The following is a 15912-nucleotide window of genomic DNA, read 5'->3' on the forward strand; positions in this document are numbered from 1 at the left end:
GTAAATGACCACAAAAGCCAAGCGCGAAAGCTTGGCTTTTTAATGGAAGATTCCATGTTATTGATGATAGATAATTACGACTCCTTCACCTTTAACCTGGTGCAGTATTTCCAGCGCCTTGACCAAGAAGTGCTGGTAAAGCGCAATGATGAACTCACGTTAGCTGATATCCGTGCGTTAAACCCAGCACATATCGTGCTTTCACCGGGCCCTTGTAGTCCCAATGAAGCGGGGGTGTGTGTGGATGTGGTGCGTCGCTTTGCCGGACATATTCCCATTTTAGGAGTATGCCTAGGGCATCAAAGTATCGCCCAAGCTATGGGGGCGCAGGTGGTGCGTGCCAAGCAAGTTATGCATGGAAAAACGTCAACCATCTATACTAAGCAACAGGGCGTATTTGCGGGGTTGCCGCAGCATTTCGAAGTATGTCGTTACCACTCTTTAGTGGTGGACCCAGCGTCTCTGCCTGAATCCTTAGAAATTACAGCGTGGACACAAGATGAGCACGAAAACATGGATGAAATCATGGGTTTGGTTCATACTTCTAAAGCATTGGAGGGCATTCAATTTCATCCTGAGGCCATTCTAACTGAACATGGGCTCACGATGTTGCAGCACTTCATTCACAGGTACTAGGGCTTATAAGCGTTAGCAGCCTCAACGCAGCAAAAATATAGAAGCGGTATAACTTAGTAATTATGGTGACTAAAACAGAGCAAATTCGCCAACGTGTGGATGCCCTAGAACAGCGTTTTAATGACTTGCTGTTAGGGCATAGCTTTGCGCAGCAACAAATAGGTTTTATTAAAACCTTTGATATTCAATATGGTAAACCTCTTAAGCAGCGGACCTTATTGGAGGTCGAGCAGGCGGCGCACAGTCAACGGCAAAAACAAAGCTCAGAAAAGCTGCAGTTCACCGCCAAAGTCAGTACCAAATTACACGCGATCATTGAGAATGCAATCAATGAGCAGCTCCACAATGCTGATAACCTATATTCCGAAGTGTTAGGTATCCAAGATGCGGTCCCCACTATTTTAGATATCCTAGGCGCAAAAGCGGCGAGCGTTGGCCGCTTAGAGCCGCTCGTTAATGATTTGAGTTGGCTCGGGCGAGAACTCGTTACCTTAGTGAACTTACCTCAGTATCGCCAAGAGCGAGCCAATCGTGGTGTGAAGATTGACACCCCCGCGTTGGCGATTCGCTATTTGGGTTTAGATAACCTCCGCCTAACCATTCCTACTTACGCTATGCGCCATTGGTTGCCACACAGCACTGAGCCTTTTAGTTTATTGAAGCGTAAGTTACGCGAATCAGCAATGAGTCGAGCGATAGCAGCGTATGAGCTGGCTCAACTACAGGGTCTTAATCCATACAGTGCGTATATCGCTGCGTTGTTCTTGGATTTAGGCCGGGTCGCGCTAACACGACTGTATTTACGTTTGTTCCAACAGATTTGGCAACGTAAGGTGGCGTTGGCACGAGATGAAGGCAACAAACGCCTCCATGATGCGCTCATTGCTATCGAGCCTGATCCACTGTACTTACGTAACCTTTTCGTTGAGCGCTCGTTGGAGATCACCCGCTCGTTGGTGGAGAAAATGGGCTTTCGCTATATTGGCCTTAACGCATTGCTGGATGATTTTGCTTTGGTCGAAGCCAGTGAGCAGTCTGGCTTGGCGCAGGTTTTGGTGCATGCCAGCTGCTACAGTCAATATTTGATGCTGCACGAGCATCAACTTATTGAAGATGACGAGCGCACCCTGTGGTTCAACTATGTGGGTCTGCAAAGTGACCATGTCCAACACCTAGAAAAGACCAATTTGCACAATTTAGCACTGCAAATTGACGGCTAACTGAAAATTTTTTGTAAATTTTTTTGCGTATATTCATTCATTATTCACTCCTTGGGCTCTTTCGGTGCTGCGCATAAGCTATAGTTCAATTTCCTAAAAGAATACCAAGATAGTTATTCACTGATTATGAAAAACTATCCTCAAAGCCTTTGTTTTCAAGGGCTGCATGAAAGCTTTGCATGAGACTTTAAGGTCTTTTTCTGAAATAATGGGATATCAACTAGTGTACTGCGCTACTTAAAAGTAGGCCGTATTTATCGCTTTTCGTGTCCCGCCTGTCGGCGTGCTTTAGATGCGACACAAAAGTAATACTCAGTGAGGAAATGAAATGACAGTTAATCGCGCTTTATTCGACGAGGTAATGGTACCTAATTACAACCCTTCAGCGGTTATCCCTGTACGCGGCGAAGGTTCGCGGGTGTGGGACCAGCAAGGCAAAGAGTTTATCGACTTCGCTGGTGGTATTGCGGTTAACTGTTTGGGCCATTGTCACCCAGCCTTAGTCAACGCCTTGAAAGAGCAGGGTGAAAAGATTTGGCACCTGTCGAACATCTGGACCAATGAACCAGCCTTGCGTTTAGCAAAGAAAATGACCGACAACACCTTTGCTGACAAAGTGTATTTTGCTAACTCTGGCGCTGAAGCCAATGAAGCTGCACTAAAGCTGGCACGTCGTTGGGCAATCGATGTGCACGGTGAGCACAAATCGAAAATTATCTCCTTCAACAAAGGTTTCCATGGGCGCACCTTCTTTACCGTGACCGTAGGCGGTCAGGCTGCGTATTCTGACGGCTTTGGCCCGAAACCGGGTGACGTCGTTCACTGCGACTATAACGACCTGGAAAGCTTCAAAGCGCTGATTGACGATAATACCTGTGCGGTGATGATGGAGCCGTTGCAAGGTGAAGGCGGTATTATCGCGCCGGAGCAAGCATTTGTTGAGGGTGTGCGTGAACTGTGTAACCAGCACAATGCTTTACTTATTTTTGATGAAGTACAAACAGGTGTAGGTCGTACCGGCGAGCTTTACGCTTACCAAGGTCTTGGCGTGACGCCAGACATTCTAAGCTCAGCAAAAGCGCTCGGTGGTGGTTTTCCTATCGGCGCAATGTTAACCACGGCAGAGATTGCACAGCACCTTAAGCCGGGTACACATGGCTCTACCTATGGTGGTAACCCACTTGCTTGTGCGGTAGCCGAAGCGGCATTTGACACCGTAAACGACGCCACGGTACTGGCCGGTGTTAAAGAAAAAGAAGCGTTATTCAAATCGCTACTTAACGACATCAATGCTAAATACGACGTATTTTCTGAAATTCGCGGTAAGGGCTTGCTGTTAGGTGCAGTTGTTAACGATAAATTCAAAGGTCGTGCACGCGAATTCTTAGTCGCGAGTATGGAGCAGGGGTTGATGTCGCTTGTTGCGGGTGCCGATGTAGTACGCTTCACACCGTCTTTAGTGATCCCTGAAGCCGATATCCGTGAAGGCATGGCGCGCTTTGAAAAAGCGGTAGCAAGCCTAGTCTAACCTGCCAGGGGCTGCAAAGCCCCATCCTGTAGTAAGTAAATTGCTGGAGTTCCACCTTGCCTTCTCGGTGAGGTTGCGGGCTCCTTTGGTATTTAACCTTTAGGGAGTAAGCGAGTCGATGATGATTCTTCGCCCAATCCAACAAGATGATTATCAGGATCTATTGATCATGGCCGAAGAGTCGGGCCATGGTTTTACATCCTTGCCGTTAAATGAAGAGTTGCTGCAGAATAAAATCGCACGCTCCGTACAGTCATTCGCGAAGCCGACTGAAAAGGCTGGAGACGAGGGCTATTTATTCGTATTGGAAGACAGTGAAACCGGTGAAATTGCGGGAACCTGTGGCATTGAAGCTGCAGTGGGCCTAGACGATGCATTTTACCACTACCATCTCAGCAAAGTGATTCATTCTTCACGCACTTTGGGAGTGTATAAAGCCGTTGATATTCTTACTTTATGTAATGATTATACCGGTGCAACAGAGCTGTGTACGCTGTTCTTGAAGGAAAAATACCGACAAAAATACAACGGCAAACTATTATCGAAGTCACGTATGCTGTTTATTAATCAGCACAGACAGCGCTTTGCCGATACCGTTATTGCAGAAATGCGCGGCGTGTCTGATGAAAATGGCGATAGCCCATTTTGGCAGTGGTTGGAAGAGCACTTTTTCTCAATGGATTTTCCGACGGCTGATTACCTCACCGGCATTGGCCAGAAAGTATTCATCGCTGAGTTGATGCCAAAATATCCGATTTACGTCAACTTATTGAGTAAAGAAGCACAACAGGTGGTAGGGGAAGTGCACAGCAATACTCGCCCTGCCATTGAGTTGTTAAAAAGTGAAGGTTTCACTTTTAATGGTTATGTCGATATTTTCGATGCCGGACCGACGGTTGAAGCGAAAGTTGATAACATTCGTACTATTGCAAACAGCTCGTTACGTGAAGTGGTTATTGCAGATAACCCAGGTGAGCAAGCGGTATTAGTAGCGAACCAAGGCCTGCAAGACTATCGTGCTGTGGTTATTGAATGCGAATACAACGACGGCGAACAACATATCACACTAAGCCAAGCAACGGCGGATGCTTTAAAGGTTAAAGCAGGCGAGCGCGTTAGCGTGGCAGCATTATAAGGAGCAAGCAATGTCTCATTTAGCTCAATTCATTAATGGTCAATGGACAGCAGGTGAGGGCCAGGCCTTCAATTCCATTAACCCAGCGAACAACGACGTGATTTGGCAAGCAAACAGTGCCACACCTCAGCAAGTTGATGCAGCGGTAAAGGCAGCGCGAGAAGCGTTTATTTCTTGGACAGATAAAACCGTAGAGCAGCGTTTAGAGGTGGTTAAAGCCTTCGTTGAGCAACTTAAAGAAAACAGCGAAGAGCTGGCACTGATCATTGCTCAAGAAACCGGAAAACCATTATGGGAAACGCGCACAGAAGCAGCGGCGATGATTGGCAAAGCAGGCATCTCAGAGCGTGCTTATCATGAGCGCACTGGCACAGTAGAAAACCCAATGCCAGTAGGTAAGGCTGTTATTCGCCACCGTGCACATGGCGTGGTTGCTGTATTTGGCCCATATAACTTCCCGGGTCACCTGCCAAATGGGCATATCATCCCAGCGCTGTTAGCGGGTAACACGGTGATCTTTAAACCGTCAGAGCTGACCCCAGCAGTGGCGGAATTCACCTTAAAGTTATGGCAGCAAGCTGGGTTACCACAAGGGGTGATTAACCTCGTTCAGGGTGAAGTTGAAACGGGCAAAGCCTTAGCATCTCACCCAGGTATCGACGGTCTATTCTTCACCGGTTCATCGCGCACAGGCCACGTGTTACATGAGCAATTCGCAGGTCAGCCAGGTAAAATCTTAGCATTAGAGATGGGTGGTAATAACCCTCTCATTGTTAAGGATGTAAGCGATGAAAAAGCAGCAGTACATGATATTTTGCAATCAGCCTATATCTCTGCTGGACAGCGTTGTACGTGTGCCCGTAAGTTATTCTTGCCTGCGGGTGAGCAAGGCGATGCGATTCTTGCTCAGTTAATTACGGCGACTAAGAACATTAAAGTGGATGTCTATGACGCACCAGAACAGCCGTTCATGGGATCCATGATTTCCGAAGCAGCGGCAAAGGGCCTGGTTGCGGCGCAGCAACAACTGGTTGAGCTCGGTGCAGAAGTGTTAGTCGAGCTTAAACATACAGCGGGCACGGGCTTTGTGACTCCTGGAATCTTGGAATGTAGCAATGTTAGTGATTTCCCTGATGACGAGCATTTCGGACCACTTTTGAAAGTATTCCGTTACACGGAGTTTGATGACGCCATTAACAAAGCCAATGATACAGCCTATGGCTTATCTGCAGGCCTGTTAAGCGACAGTGAGCAAGACTATGAATACTTCTTGCGTCGCATCCGTGCCGGTATTGTTAACTGGAACCGCCCAATTACGGGCGCATCGAGCGCAGCACCTTTCGGTGGTATTGGTGCTTCAGGCAATCACCGTGCAAGTGCTTACTACGCAGCAGATTACTGCGCCTACCCAGTTGCTTCTGTGGAACTTGAGAAAGTAACGCTTCCTGAAAAGTTGAGCCCAGGGCTGAGCCTCGACTAATAGCGACTTTATTTGGGTCATAAAAAAGCAGCTTCGGCTGCTTTTTTTAGTGCTAAGCAAGCACTTCAAAGTGGCTATAAAAGCATCGTAAGTCCTAGCTTTTCGGCTAAGTTTCTGCTTAAATCTAGAAAGATTTATAAGAAGTTAATGGTGTTTAATGGTTCTCGACAGACAAGGCTATGATGATCTCATCATGTACCTCACGCAAAACCTCTCGTTGTTTGAGAAGTCCGGTGAGGTCGCTCCTGATGCGCCGACGGTCATGGAGCTTATAGAAGATGTGATCGCCGAGCATGTAATGCTCATCTGTCAGCAGCACACCGAGCTCGATACCGAGCAGCGCAGTCAAATTGTACGTGAAGTCGATGGTATTGTGTACGACCTTCAAGAAGTTCTCAGTAGTGTCACTAATCAACCTGTAACCAAAGAGCAGCGCGAGTTTATTGACGAGTTTGCCGGGTTGATTAAAAACTTATTTGATAACGCCGTCGCTCGCGTATCGGCCTAAGCCGTCACTTTTGCATACCAAGGGCAAGCATCGTTTAAACTTTGCATTGCCGGTAGCCTCATTTACAATCGCTGTAAACTTATTACCAATAAGAGGTTTACATGCAAGCGAAAGTAAAATGGGTAGAGGGTGATACCTTCATAGGCACATCTGACTCTGGCCACAATGTAGTATTCGATACTGGCAGTGATAGCCATGCCCCTTCACCGATGGAAATGGTTCTTATGTCAGCTGGAGCTTGCTCTTCGGTTGATGTGGTGAGCATTCTAAAGAAAGCTCGACAGCAAGTGAGTGACGTACAAGTTCAGCTCAGTGCCGAGCGCGCGCCATCAGCCCCAAAAGTGTTCACTAAGCTTAACCTGCATTTTGTTGTAAGTGGCAAAGAGGTCAGTGAGAAGCATGTTGAGCGCGCTGTTTCACTGTCTGCGGAAAAGTATTGCTCGGTGGCATTGATGCTAGAAAAATCAGTGAAAATCACGCATAGTTTTGAAGTACAAGAAATCGCTTAAAAAGTGCTTTTTCAAGGGGCCAAATTGGGCTAAAATCCGCGCTCTTTTATGGCCCCGATGCGGCTTTTAGCGACTAGGTTTTAAGGTTGGTTTATAGTGAACAAACCCTTCGATAAAATTAAACTTCATGGTTTCAATAACTTAACCAAAAGTTTAAGCTTCAGCATATACGATATCTGCTATGCCAAAACAGAGCAGCAGCGTAAAGAGTACATTGAGTACATTGACGAGCAATACAGTGCTGACCGCCTCACTGATATTTTAGGTGAAGTCGTAGACATAATCGGCGCCAATATTCTTAACGTGGCGCGTCAGGATTATGACCCACAGGGCGCGAGTGTGACTATCTTGGTTTCTGAAGAGCCAGTGCATGAACAAAGCTTTGATAGCGAGGAAACACCAGGCCCGTTACCGGACTCTGTCGTGGCGCACTTGGATAAGAGCCATATATGTGTACACACTTATCCAGAAGCTCATCCTCATGATGGGATTTGCACTTTTAGGGCCGATATTGAAGTATCGACCTGTGGCGTGATCTCGCCATTAAAAGCGCTCAACTTCTTGATCCATTCGTTAGAATCCGACGTTGTGACCATAGACTATCGCGTCCGTGGCTTTACTCGCGACGTTAATGGCGTGAAGCACTATATCGACCATGCCATTAATTCTATCCAAAATTACATGACAGAGGATACCAAAGAGCTCTATCAGATGATGGATGTGAATGTGTACCAAGAAAACTTGTTTCACACCAAAATGATGCTTAAAGAGACAGACCTGAATACCTACCTATTCGGCGTTACCACCGATGAGTTAGAGCAACAAGAGATTGAAGAGATCCGCACGCGTCTCAACCGTGAGATTCAAGAAATCTTTTACGGTCGTAACCTGCCTGACGCGTAGCGATTACTCAGATAGGCAAATCCACCGGCGCTAAATGTTCAAGGGCCCGCTTTTTCACTAGCAGGTCCTTGATCAGAGGCGTTAAAAGTAACTCCATGGCCAAGCCCATTTTGCCACCAGGAACGACCAGCGTGTTCATGCGTGACATAAAGCTTCCTTCAATCATTTGCAGAAAATAAGGAAAGTCGACATCGTCTATGCCGCGAAAACGGATCACCACAAAACTCTCATCTAAAGATGGAATATCTTTAGCGCTAAAGGGGTTAGAGGTATCTACCGTTGGTACTCGCTGAAAATTGATATGGGTGCGGGAAAACTGCGGGGTGATGTGGTTAATGTAATCATCCATGCTGCGAATAATCGAGCCCATAACCGCTTCGCGAGAATGACCGCGCTCTGATGTGTCTCGGATCAGCTTTTGGATCCACTCTAAGTTTATGATTGGCACCATGCCTATGAGTAAATCCACATGCTTGGCAACGTCGTAGTCTTCATCAGCAACCCCACCGTGCAAGCCTTCGTAGAACATCAGATCTGTGCCTTGCTCAAGTTCTTGCCAAGGGGTGAATGTGCCTGGTAACTGATTATAGGGAACGGCTTCGTCAAAGGTGTGAAGGTAGCGACGGACCTTACCGTTACCGGTCTCGCCGTAATTGGCAAACAGCGACTCTAGCGCTTCAAAGTCATTGGCCTCACGGCCAAAGTAGCTAATATGGCGTCCTTGTTGCTCCGCTTCACGAATCTTCTTGTCCATTTCTGGGCGGGTATAGCGATGAAAGCTATCACCCTCAATAAACGCGGCATTTATGTCTAGTGCACGGAAAATGTGCTTGATTGCATTGGTTGTTGTGGTTGTGCCTGCGCCTGAAGAGCCAGTAATTGCCACAATAGGGTGTTTCGCCGACATAAGATTAACCGTTTGTTAATTAGAATACCCTTTATAAAGGTGCAGTGCAGTGAAATCAAGCCTAGTTACTTGCGAGACGGTGAATTCACGTTAGTATAGGGAGATTGCCAATAACAATAAAAAATTATGCGTAAATTCAAAAATCTACTGCTTGGTAGTGTCGCTCTTATCGTCACTGCCTCGGCGCCAGCTTGGGCGTTAGATAGCCAAGTATTGCTTTTGCGGGAGCATTCGCAAGGTATTGATGTTTCTGCCATCAGTGATAAAGCAGGGTACAGCAATCAACCTTGGCTTACCGCCAAGGGGGTGTATTACACCCAAGCGGTGACCCAAGCACAGCAATCACAAACAGATATCTTCTTTTACGACTTTGCCACCAACAACCGAGTGAACGTTACACAAAGCAAAAACAGTAGTGAGTATTCACCAACGATGATGCTTGATGGCGATGCAATCTCTGCCGTGGTAGTCGAACCGAATGCGGCACAAAAGTTATGGCGTTATCCGTTAGATGGCACGGCGCCGCAGCGAATTTTCGACAACGGCATGACTATAGGTTATCACGCTTGGGGGCCGCAAGGCGTGTTGGTCTTTGCCTTAGGCGAGCCACATAGCATTCATTATCTGCCTTTCAAAAACCCCAAAAAGGGCAAGCACATCGTTGATAACCCCGGTCGCACACTGAGCTATAACTCGGCACTGCGGGTTTACACTTATACCTTTGAGGAACAAGGGCAGAGTTGGTTCGCCACCTATGCAGTTGATGATGATGTATCGAGCAAAGCCTTTCGCCTACCACAAGGTGTCCAAGATTACACCTGGTTTGACGCGCAGACGGTGATTTATGCAAATCAAAATCGATTATATAAGAAACAGTTGGGTAATGCTCAGCCAGCGCAGCTATGGCACGACTTAAGCGCCCATTGCCAAGGTACCATTACACGCGTGAGCTACCTAGCTACAGAGAAGACCTTGGCATGGGTATGTAATGCCAAAGCGAAAGAGAGCTAATGGCGATTGCAAAAGCGTTGCCAGTGGGTGTGGGCATTCACAACGCGCACCCCTCGGACTATCTTTTGCAATAAGCGCATATCGGCGAATTCTCGTTGTGGGTATTCCTTGAGGCCGAGCAGATAACAAAACCCAGCTTTACTGCCTAACTGCATGGCACTAATACGAACCTGCTGCTCGAAGTTTAGACGTAAACTACTCAAAGCGGTTTTGTGACCGTGCTGATCCACGGTGGGCAGAGCACATTTCTGTAGGTAGCCAGCGCGCTCTCCCTCGCCGGAAAACCAAATCCGTGCCTTTTCACTGTAACGACCAGATTTTGCAGGTAAGTCAAACAGTAAGCGCTGATGTCCATGATCTGTCAACCATTGCACATATTCATGTAATCCACAGGAGAATAAGTGTGGATGGATGGGGATCTTACGTGCTTTGATTTTGCCATGAGTATGCACATGCAAGTAGGCGGTGCCAGTGCTTAAATGCACATCTTCCAAAGTGAGGCTGCCAAGCTCATCACTAAAGCCCCCCGTATAATAGGCTAGTAGAGGCAGCCAGAAATGCCAATGCTTGGCTTGCTCGCGTGGTTGTTTTTCGTCGCCATACACATACCCTGAAAACAGGGTGTGTAATTCCATAGCAGAAAATGGCCGCCGTCCTAAATGGGTTTTCACAGCTTAGTCGATCAGTGCATTCACTAATGATTGGGCACTTAACTCACTGCAAGCACCTTCAGCCCAATTAACACCTACCCACACGCCATCATCATGCAAAGCGGGAGCTAATTCATCAAGATACTCACTAAGCGATATATCAATGGCTGTGTAGTCTTGCCACTCATTTACGCATTGTTGCTGCGCCAGCGCTTCGCTGTGCCACAGTAGCAGCACATCTTTGTTATTATCGTATGCCGAGGTCACACTGGCTACACCGCCATCTGGGGCGCTCAATAGCCATAATGTTTGCTGTTCACGGACCTGCTCACAAAAGCTATCAAGTTGCGATTCTATTTCTATATCGTTGCTATTATTCATTAATCGGCCTGTCTTGGATCGGTTTGTTGGGCCAGTTGTTCACGGCTGTACTGTTGCCAAAACGCATGTAATTGCGAATAAACGCTGAAATCGGTGAGTTGACGAAACGCCAACCAATCTAACAGGCAAAATAGGCTGGTTAGTATATAAGCATGCTTTATTTTACCACTGCTAAGTAATTCTTCTAACACTCCTAAACATTGGCTAATGCGCTGATGTTGGAGGTTAAAAAATAACGTATCTTGCGTGGTGTCAAACCCTGAACGCTGGCATAAAAGCAACTCAACACCGGAATCATTAGCCGCGTTGATAGTTGTTAGTTGGTTACGCTCATCCCAATGTAATGGTTTGAGTTGATGGGCTTGGCTTAAGTATTCAAAAATTACAGTGGAGTCATATATACTCTGCTGCCCGTCGACCAGTACTGGAATTTTCGCCACTGGCGTGTGTTGTAATAGCAGTTTTCGCCCTGCGGGGGAGAAAATATCTATATGTTGATAAGGAACATCTAGTGTGTGCTGGGCGCACCAAATACGCAGGCGGCGTACGTAGGGGGAGGTATCAGAGCCATACAATTGCATTGTAAAACCTGCCTTGTGAGCAACAATTTCAATAACTGAGCTCCAAAATAGCAGGCTTTACAAGCAATGCAATAGAAATTTGGCGAGCTTAATCGCTGCGGCTAGTCACTTCGAGTAAATGATAACCAAACTGCGTTTGTACTGGACCTTGTACTTGGTTTAACGGAGCTGAAAACACCACTTTATCAAACTCTGGTACCATCATGCCTGGGCCAAACTCTCCAAGCGCTCCGCCGTCTTGTGAGCTCGGACACATGGAGTGTTGTTTTGCCAGTTCTGCGAAATCCTCTCCCTGTTCAATCTTATCTTTTAAATCTAGGCACAGGGCCTCGTTATCCACCAATATATGACGCGCACTTGCCAAAGCCATAAGTTACTCCATTTGTTAATATCATGATTCTATTAGGCCCTTCGCCGTGGGTGAGCCGGACCTTTTTTACTGACATTAAGTTTAGACAAACATAATGTTTTGTCATTATAGCGCTTGCTCAACAGCTTGGGTAAGCGTTTCTGACATTGGTTTTGTGCGGCTGTTAAAGCGTTGCACCTGTTGTCTATCCTTTGACACTAAGTACTTGTAAAAATTCCAATTTGGAGAGCTGGTTTGCTCGTTCAAAAATTGAAATACCGGATGAGCATCGTCGCCCCTCACCGGCGTGGGTGCGAGCATAGTGAAAGTCACACCATAATTGATGTAGCACACTTCAGCAGTGTCTTTTTCGTCATCTTCCTCTTGGAAAAAATCGTCAGATGGAAACCCTAACACCACCAAGCCTTGATCTTTGTACTTTTGATGCAGCTGCTCAAGCTCTTTGAACTGCGGTGTAAAACCACAGTTGCTGGCCGTATTAACAATAAGCAAAGGCTTATCTTTAAATTGGCAAAGATTAATGCTTTGCTCTGAGCGTAGCTTACGCACTTCAACATCGGTGAAATCGCCACATTCGCTGGCTTCGACTGTAGAGCTAAGCAGTAATAACGCAGCGCTTAGGGTGCTGAGAGTGAATCGGATCATGACCGTCGCCTTTTCATTGTTTGTCTCGCAGAGTACGATACTATCAATGTAAATGATCATTTTTAGCAACCATTATTTATGTTTGAAACCGCTGAATTAAGTGATTTGCCTCGTATCGTAGATATTTACAACCAGACTATCGCCAGTCGCATGGTGACCGCAGACACTGAGCCGGTCACTGTTGAAGAGCGTCGCTCGTGGTTTCTAGGTCATACGCCTGAGCGGCCCATTTTCGTTTGCAAACAAGGTGAGCGAGTTGTGGGTTGGTTGAGTTTCAAATCTTTTTATGGCCGCCCCGCTTACGACGGCACCGTAGAGGTTGCTATTTATTTATGTGAATCGGTAAGAGGACAGGGGTTGGGGCGAAAAGCGCTTAACTTCGTTGAAGCTCATGCCCATACACTGGCAATTGAGAACCTCTTAGCTTTTATATTTAGTCATAATAAACCCAGTATCGGGCTTTTCACCTCGGCGGGATTTTCGGTGTGGGGGCAACTGCCAGATGTAGCGAGAATGGATGGTCAATTATACAGCTTGACCATCCTTGGTAAGTCGCTAGTCACGTAGTTTCGCAAACGCTGTGCCCATGCGCGTGGTGGCCTCGGGAACTTGATCGTCAAGAAAGTCAGCCTGGTTAGCACCCCACGCTAGAATGACAGTGGAGCCAAGCTTGAAGCGCCCCATTTCCTCACCTTTTTTCAGCGTCACTGCGCGGTTTCCTTCGCTTGGATAATCCCAGCTGAATACATCTTTACCTGCTGGTGGCGTGACTGTCCCAGCCCAAACAGTTTCGATGCTGGCAACAATGGTGGCGCCTACCAGCACCATCGCGAGCGGGCCAATGTCTGTATCAAATATCGCCACTACGCGCTCGTTGCGAGCAAATAAGTTAGGCACGTTTTGCGCCGTTAATGGGTTTACAGAGAATAAATCGCCAGGTACATAGATCATCCGTTTTAACGTACCGTCTACTGGCATGTGGATGCGGTGGTAATCTTTCGGTGCAAGGTAAATGGTGGCGAACTTACCGCCTAAGAAGGGCTCGGCATCGGCTTGGTTGCCGCCAAGTAAAGTCTGCACACTATAATGATGGCCTTTAGCTTGCAGTAATTGACCCTCATTAATATCACCAAGTTGGCTAATGGCCCCATCAACGGGGTGAGCGATAATATTGTCATCTTCGCAAAGCGGGCGGATACCGGCTTTGAGTGGGCGAGTGAAAAACTCATTAAAGCTTTGGTAGTGACTTGGGTCCTCATGCTGCGCTTCGCTCATATCAATTTTATATTGCTTGATAAAAAGCTTAATGAGCGAGGTGGTAAGCTTGCCCGCCTTTGCTGCGGCTAATTTACCAACTAAGCGTGATACGCCGTGTTTTGGTAGCGCATATTGAAAAGCGATTTTTACTTTGTCTAAATTCACTGAGTAGATTCCACTGTAATTTGTTAAATGGTAACGAAACCAAAGACTAAAGGCCAGTTACCGGCCTTTGGGTGCTACACTCGTGGATTACGAGCGCCAGCACGGCCATCGGCCATTGATTCTATTATGCGGTGATAGTTCTCAAAGCGAAAATCGGCAATTTCGCCTTGTTCTACAGCCTCTCGCAGTAGACAGCCCGGATCATCTAAATGTTTACAATCACGGAACTTACAGCCGCCTAAATATTGACGAAACTCTTTAAAGCACCAAGCGACGCGCTCGGGCTCTAAATGCCAAAGGCCAAATTCGCGGATCCCTGGGGAGTCGATTAAATTGCCGCCGCTGGGGAGGTGATGTAAACGAGACACGGTTGTGGTGTGTTGACCTAACCCGCTATTGCTCGATACGGTCTTGGTAAGGATATCGGCATCAGGCAACAAGGCATTGACTAAGCTTGATTTGCCGACCCCACTTTGGCCAACAAAGATGCTGTTGTTATCCGCCAACATTGCCTTTAGTGTATCCATGCCTTCACCGCTTTCGCTACTGACCATCATCACCTGATAGCCTAAATGAGCGTACTCAGCGAGGTAATCGGCAAATAGCTCACGGTCTTCATCATCGAGTAAGTCCACTTTATTCAAAAGCAGCACAGGGGGAATACCCATGTCCTCACACGCAACGATATAACGGTCGATTATTTGTGTGCTAAATTCCGGCACCACCGCAGAGACCATCAGAATTTGATCGACATTGGCAGCCACCACTTTGACACCATCGTAAAAATCAGGGCGGGTTAGTTGCGAATGGCGCTCTTCTACTAACTCAACCACTCCGGCGATATCGCCTTCACTGACTTTTGCGCGGCGGAACATCACTTTGTCACCACAGACCAAGCTAGATATCGTGCGGCGAATATTACAGCGTAATACTTCGGCATCCGCTGTTTCCACATCGGCATGCTGACCGAAGCGGCTTACAACGAGAGCCGGTTCAGCCGCGCCTAAATTCTGGCTATCAAGTTCCAGCTCAGCCGCCTTGTTGGCATCGGACTTTACCCGCTGTAAGCGTTTCTGGTGATTAGCGCGTATACGTCGCGCTTGCCCTTTCGACAATTTCTGTTTTTTGGCCACGGAATCTCTTTCGTTCATGCCCATCTTTGGCACTGCCTTATTTGCAGTAAATAAGGACGGTGTAAAAAAGGCTTTAGGTCTGCGTATGAAGCTAATATGATATAACTAATCGCAGCAAACCGAAAGAGAAGCAGGGCGCACGACTATGGCTGTAAGCAAAACAAACCTGGTCTGGTTAGACTTGGAAATGACCGGCTTGAACCCCGATCACGACCGCATTATGGAAATTGCCACCATTGTTACCGACAGCGAGTTAAACATCCTCGCTCAGGGCCCAGTGATTGCTATTCACCAAAGCGACGAGTTACTCAACAGTATGGACGCGTGGTGTACTAACCAACATGGTAAATCGGGATTGACTAAACGCTGCCAACAAAGCGAGGTTAGCGAGCATCAAGCCATGGCTGAGACTTTGGCGTTTTTAGAGCAGTGGGTCCCCGCAGGCGCATCGCCTTTATGTGGGAACTCCATTGGTCAAGACCGTCGCTTTCTAGTGCGTTACATGCCTGAGCTCGATAATTTCTTCCATTACCGCAACATCGATGTCAGTACCATTAAAGAGTTGGCCCGACGTTGGCAGCCTGAGGTATTGGATAAAGTTGAGAAAAAGGGCTCGCACTTAGCATTGGACGATATCAAAGACTCAATTATGGAATTGCAGGTTTATCGTACAGAAGTGTTCAAAATTTAAAAAAACAGCAAAAAAGGGCTTGCAAAGACAAGGTATTCTTGTAAAATCCTGCCCCGCTTAAGACGAACACCCCGCACTAGTCGGTGTGCTTAAACTAAGCGCTGTGTAGCAGTCTCGCTGTTGCATATGAAGCGGCACTAGCTCAGCTGGTAGAGCGCAACCTTGCCAAGGTTGAGGTCACGAGTTCGAACCTCGTGTGCCG

General features: G+C 47.1%; 19 protein-coding genes and 1 tRNA gene. 12 read left to right on the forward strand and 8 right to left on the reverse strand.

Features of this window, described 5'->3' with window-relative positions:
• Window positions 1-54: 54 nt before the first annotated feature.
• The 8 genes from EXT46_RS10680 to speD all read left to right on the forward strand — a co-directional run bounded on the left by EXT46_RS10680 (window position 55) and on the right by speD (window position 7919).
• Window positions 55-636, forward strand: coding sequence for an aminodeoxychorismate/anthranilate synthase component II (locus tag EXT46_RS10680; RefSeq protein WP_130147185.1), 582 nt, complete (start codon window positions 55-57; stop codon window positions 634-636).
• A gap of 62 nt (window positions 637-698) precedes the next feature.
• A complete protein-coding gene (locus tag EXT46_RS10685) occupies window positions 699-1856 on the forward strand; it encodes an HDOD domain-containing protein (protein ID WP_130147187.1) in 1158 nt (385 codons plus the stop codon).
• A gap of 328 nt (window positions 1857-2184) precedes the next feature.
• Window positions 2185-3384: an aspartate aminotransferase family protein gene (locus EXT46_RS10690; RefSeq protein ID WP_022945588.1), complete on the forward strand. Its 1200-nt coding sequence runs from the start codon at window positions 2185-2187 to the stop codon at window positions 3382-3384.
• Window positions 3385-3502: 118 nt separating this feature from the next.
• Complete coding sequence (astA, locus tag EXT46_RS10695; protein WP_022945589.1) at window positions 3503-4519, forward strand: arginine N-succinyltransferase; 1017 nt, start codon at window positions 3503-3505, stop codon at window positions 4517-4519.
• 10 nt (window positions 4520-4529) lie between these two features.
• Window positions 4530-5999 (forward strand): succinylglutamate-semialdehyde dehydrogenase, encoded by a 1470-nt coding sequence (gene astD, locus EXT46_RS10700; protein WP_130147189.1) that lies wholly within the window; start codon window positions 4530-4532, stop codon window positions 5997-5999.
• A gap of 157 nt (window positions 6000-6156) precedes the next feature.
• Complete coding sequence (locus tag EXT46_RS10705) at window positions 6157-6507, forward strand: DUF3802 family protein (protein ID WP_022945591.1); 351 nt, start codon at window positions 6157-6159, stop codon at window positions 6505-6507.
• A gap of 101 nt (window positions 6508-6608) precedes the next feature.
• Entirely contained in the window at window positions 6609-7016 is a 408-nt protein-coding gene (locus tag EXT46_RS10710) for an OsmC family protein (RefSeq protein ID WP_130147191.1), read from the forward strand.
• Window positions 7017-7112: 96 nt separating this feature from the next.
• Window positions 7113-7919 (forward strand): adenosylmethionine decarboxylase, encoded by an 807-nt coding sequence (gene speD, locus EXT46_RS10715; RefSeq protein WP_130147193.1) that lies wholly within the window; start codon window positions 7113-7115, stop codon window positions 7917-7919.
• Window positions 7920-7926: 7 nt separating this feature from the next.
• Here speD and EXT46_RS10720 read toward each other — a convergent pair whose 3' ends face one another.
• Complete coding sequence (locus EXT46_RS10720; RefSeq protein ID WP_022945594.1) at window positions 7927-8826, reverse strand: phosphoribulokinase; 900 nt, start codon at window positions 8824-8826, stop codon at window positions 7927-7929.
• 126 nt (window positions 8827-8952) lie between these two features.
• Here EXT46_RS10720 and EXT46_RS10725 point away from each other — a divergent pair, with 126 nt between their 5' ends.
• Entirely contained in the window at window positions 8953-9837 is an 885-nt protein-coding gene (locus tag EXT46_RS10725) for a hypothetical protein (RefSeq protein WP_130147195.1), read from the forward strand.
• Here the strand turns inward: EXT46_RS10725 and EXT46_RS10730 are convergent.
• The 5 genes from EXT46_RS10730 to EXT46_RS10750 all read right to left on the reverse strand — a co-directional run bounded on the left by EXT46_RS10730 (window position 9834) and on the right by EXT46_RS10750 (window position 12464).
• Window positions 9834-10508 (reverse strand): hypothetical protein, encoded by a 675-nt coding sequence (locus EXT46_RS10730; RefSeq protein WP_130147197.1) that lies wholly within the window; start codon window positions 10506-10508, stop codon window positions 9834-9836. The two genes, EXT46_RS10725 and EXT46_RS10730, sit on opposite strands and share 4 nt — an antisense overlap.
• Window positions 10509-10511: 3 nt before the next feature.
• On the reverse strand, window positions 10512-10868 hold the full coding sequence (locus EXT46_RS10735) for a DUF2750 domain-containing protein (protein ID WP_130147199.1): 357 nt from the start codon (window positions 10866-10868) through the stop codon (window positions 10512-10514).
• Entirely contained in the window at window positions 10868-11449 is a 582-nt protein-coding gene (locus EXT46_RS10740) for a glutathione S-transferase family protein (RefSeq protein ID WP_130147201.1), read from the reverse strand. Before EXT46_RS10740 ends, EXT46_RS10735 begins: the two co-directional genes overlap by 1 nt.
• 88 nt (window positions 11450-11537) lie before the next feature.
• Complete coding sequence (locus tag EXT46_RS10745) at window positions 11538-11819, reverse strand: peptidylprolyl isomerase (RefSeq protein WP_022945599.1); 282 nt, start codon at window positions 11817-11819, stop codon at window positions 11538-11540.
• A gap of 105 nt (window positions 11820-11924) precedes the next feature.
• Entirely contained in the window at window positions 11925-12464 is a 540-nt protein-coding gene (locus EXT46_RS10750) for a glutathione peroxidase (protein ID WP_130147203.1), read from the reverse strand.
• Between the two features lie 78 nt (window positions 12465-12542).
• Here EXT46_RS10750 and EXT46_RS10755 point away from each other — a divergent pair, with 78 nt between their 5' ends.
• A complete protein-coding gene (locus EXT46_RS10755; protein WP_130147205.1) occupies window positions 12543-13031 on the forward strand; it encodes a GNAT family N-acetyltransferase in 489 nt (162 codons plus the stop codon).
• Here EXT46_RS10755 and asd read toward each other — a convergent pair.
• Window positions 13020-13886, reverse strand: a complete 867-nt coding sequence (gene asd, locus EXT46_RS10760) for an archaetidylserine decarboxylase (protein ID WP_130147207.1) — start codon at window positions 13884-13886, stop codon at window positions 13020-13022. The genes EXT46_RS10755 and asd overlap by 12 nt on opposite strands.
• A 74-nt stretch (window positions 13887-13960) precedes the next feature.
• Window positions 13961-15019, reverse strand: a complete 1059-nt coding sequence (gene rsgA, locus EXT46_RS10765) for a small ribosomal subunit biogenesis GTPase RsgA (RefSeq protein ID WP_053909987.1) — start codon at window positions 15017-15019, stop codon at window positions 13961-13963.
• A 145-nt stretch (window positions 15020-15164) separates the two neighbouring features.
• On the opposite strand from rsgA, the gene orn reads away from it, so the two are divergent.
• Window positions 15165-15710, forward strand: coding sequence for an oligoribonuclease (gene orn, locus EXT46_RS10770; RefSeq protein WP_053909858.1), 546 nt, complete (start codon window positions 15165-15167; stop codon window positions 15708-15710).
• Window positions 15711-15843: 133 nt separating this feature from the next.
• Window positions 15844-15912 (forward strand) — tRNA-Gly (locus tag EXT46_RS10775).

This window comes from Pseudoalteromonas sp. CO325X, from assembly GCF_004208955.1.
Classification (GTDB): domain Bacteria; phylum Pseudomonadota; class Gammaproteobacteria; order Enterobacterales; family Alteromonadaceae; genus Pseudoalteromonas; species Pseudoalteromonas ruthenica.

Excerpts from the sequence above, each read along its gene's own strand:
- EXT46_RS10680 (WP_130147185.1), top strand. The coding sequence starts at position 55 with ATGTTATTGATGATAGATAATTACGACTCCTTCACCTTTAACCTGGTG.
- EXT46_RS10685 (WP_130147187.1), top strand. The coding sequence starts at position 699 with ATGGTGACTAAAACAGAGCAAATTCGCCAACGTGTGGATGCCCTAGAA.
- EXT46_RS10690 (WP_022945588.1), top strand. The coding sequence starts at position 2,185 with ATGACAGTTAATCGCGCTTTATTCGACGAGGTAATGGTACCTAATTAC.
- astA (WP_022945589.1), top strand. The coding sequence starts at position 3,503 with ATGATGATTCTTCGCCCAATCCAACAAGATGATTATCAGGATCTATTG.
- astD (WP_130147189.1), top strand. The coding sequence starts at position 4,530 with ATGTCTCATTTAGCTCAATTCATTAATGGTCAATGGACAGCAGGTGAG.
- EXT46_RS10705 (WP_022945591.1), top strand. The coding sequence starts at position 6,157 with ATGGTTCTCGACAGACAAGGCTATGATGATCTCATCATGTACCTCACG.
- EXT46_RS10710 (WP_130147191.1), top strand. The coding sequence starts at position 6,609 with ATGCAAGCGAAAGTAAAATGGGTAGAGGGTGATACCTTCATAGGCACA.
- EXT46_RS10720 (WP_022945594.1), bottom strand. The coding sequence starts at position 8,826 with ATGTCGGCGAAACACCCTATTGTGGCAATTACTGGCTCTTCAGGCGCA.
- EXT46_RS10725 (WP_130147195.1), top strand. The coding sequence starts at position 8,953 with ATGCGTAAATTCAAAAATCTACTGCTTGGTAGTGTCGCTCTTATCGTC.
- EXT46_RS10735 (WP_130147199.1), bottom strand. The coding sequence starts at position 10,868 with ATGAATAATAGCAACGATATAGAAATAGAATCGCAACTTGATAGCTTT.
- EXT46_RS10740 (WP_130147201.1), bottom strand. The coding sequence starts at position 11,449 with ATGCAATTGTATGGCTCTGATACCTCCCCCTACGTACGCCGCCTGCGT.
- EXT46_RS10745 (WP_022945599.1), bottom strand. The coding sequence starts at position 11,819 with ATGGCTTTGGCAAGTGCGCGTCATATATTGGTGGATAACGAGGCCCTG.
- EXT46_RS10750 (WP_130147203.1), bottom strand. The coding sequence starts at position 12,464 with ATGATCCGATTCACTCTCAGCACCCTAAGCGCTGCGTTATTACTGCTT.
- EXT46_RS10755 (WP_130147205.1), top strand. The coding sequence starts at position 12,543 with ATGTTTGAAACCGCTGAATTAAGTGATTTGCCTCGTATCGTAGATATT.
- orn (WP_053909858.1), top strand. The coding sequence starts at position 15,165 with ATGGCTGTAAGCAAAACAAACCTGGTCTGGTTAGACTTGGAAATGACC.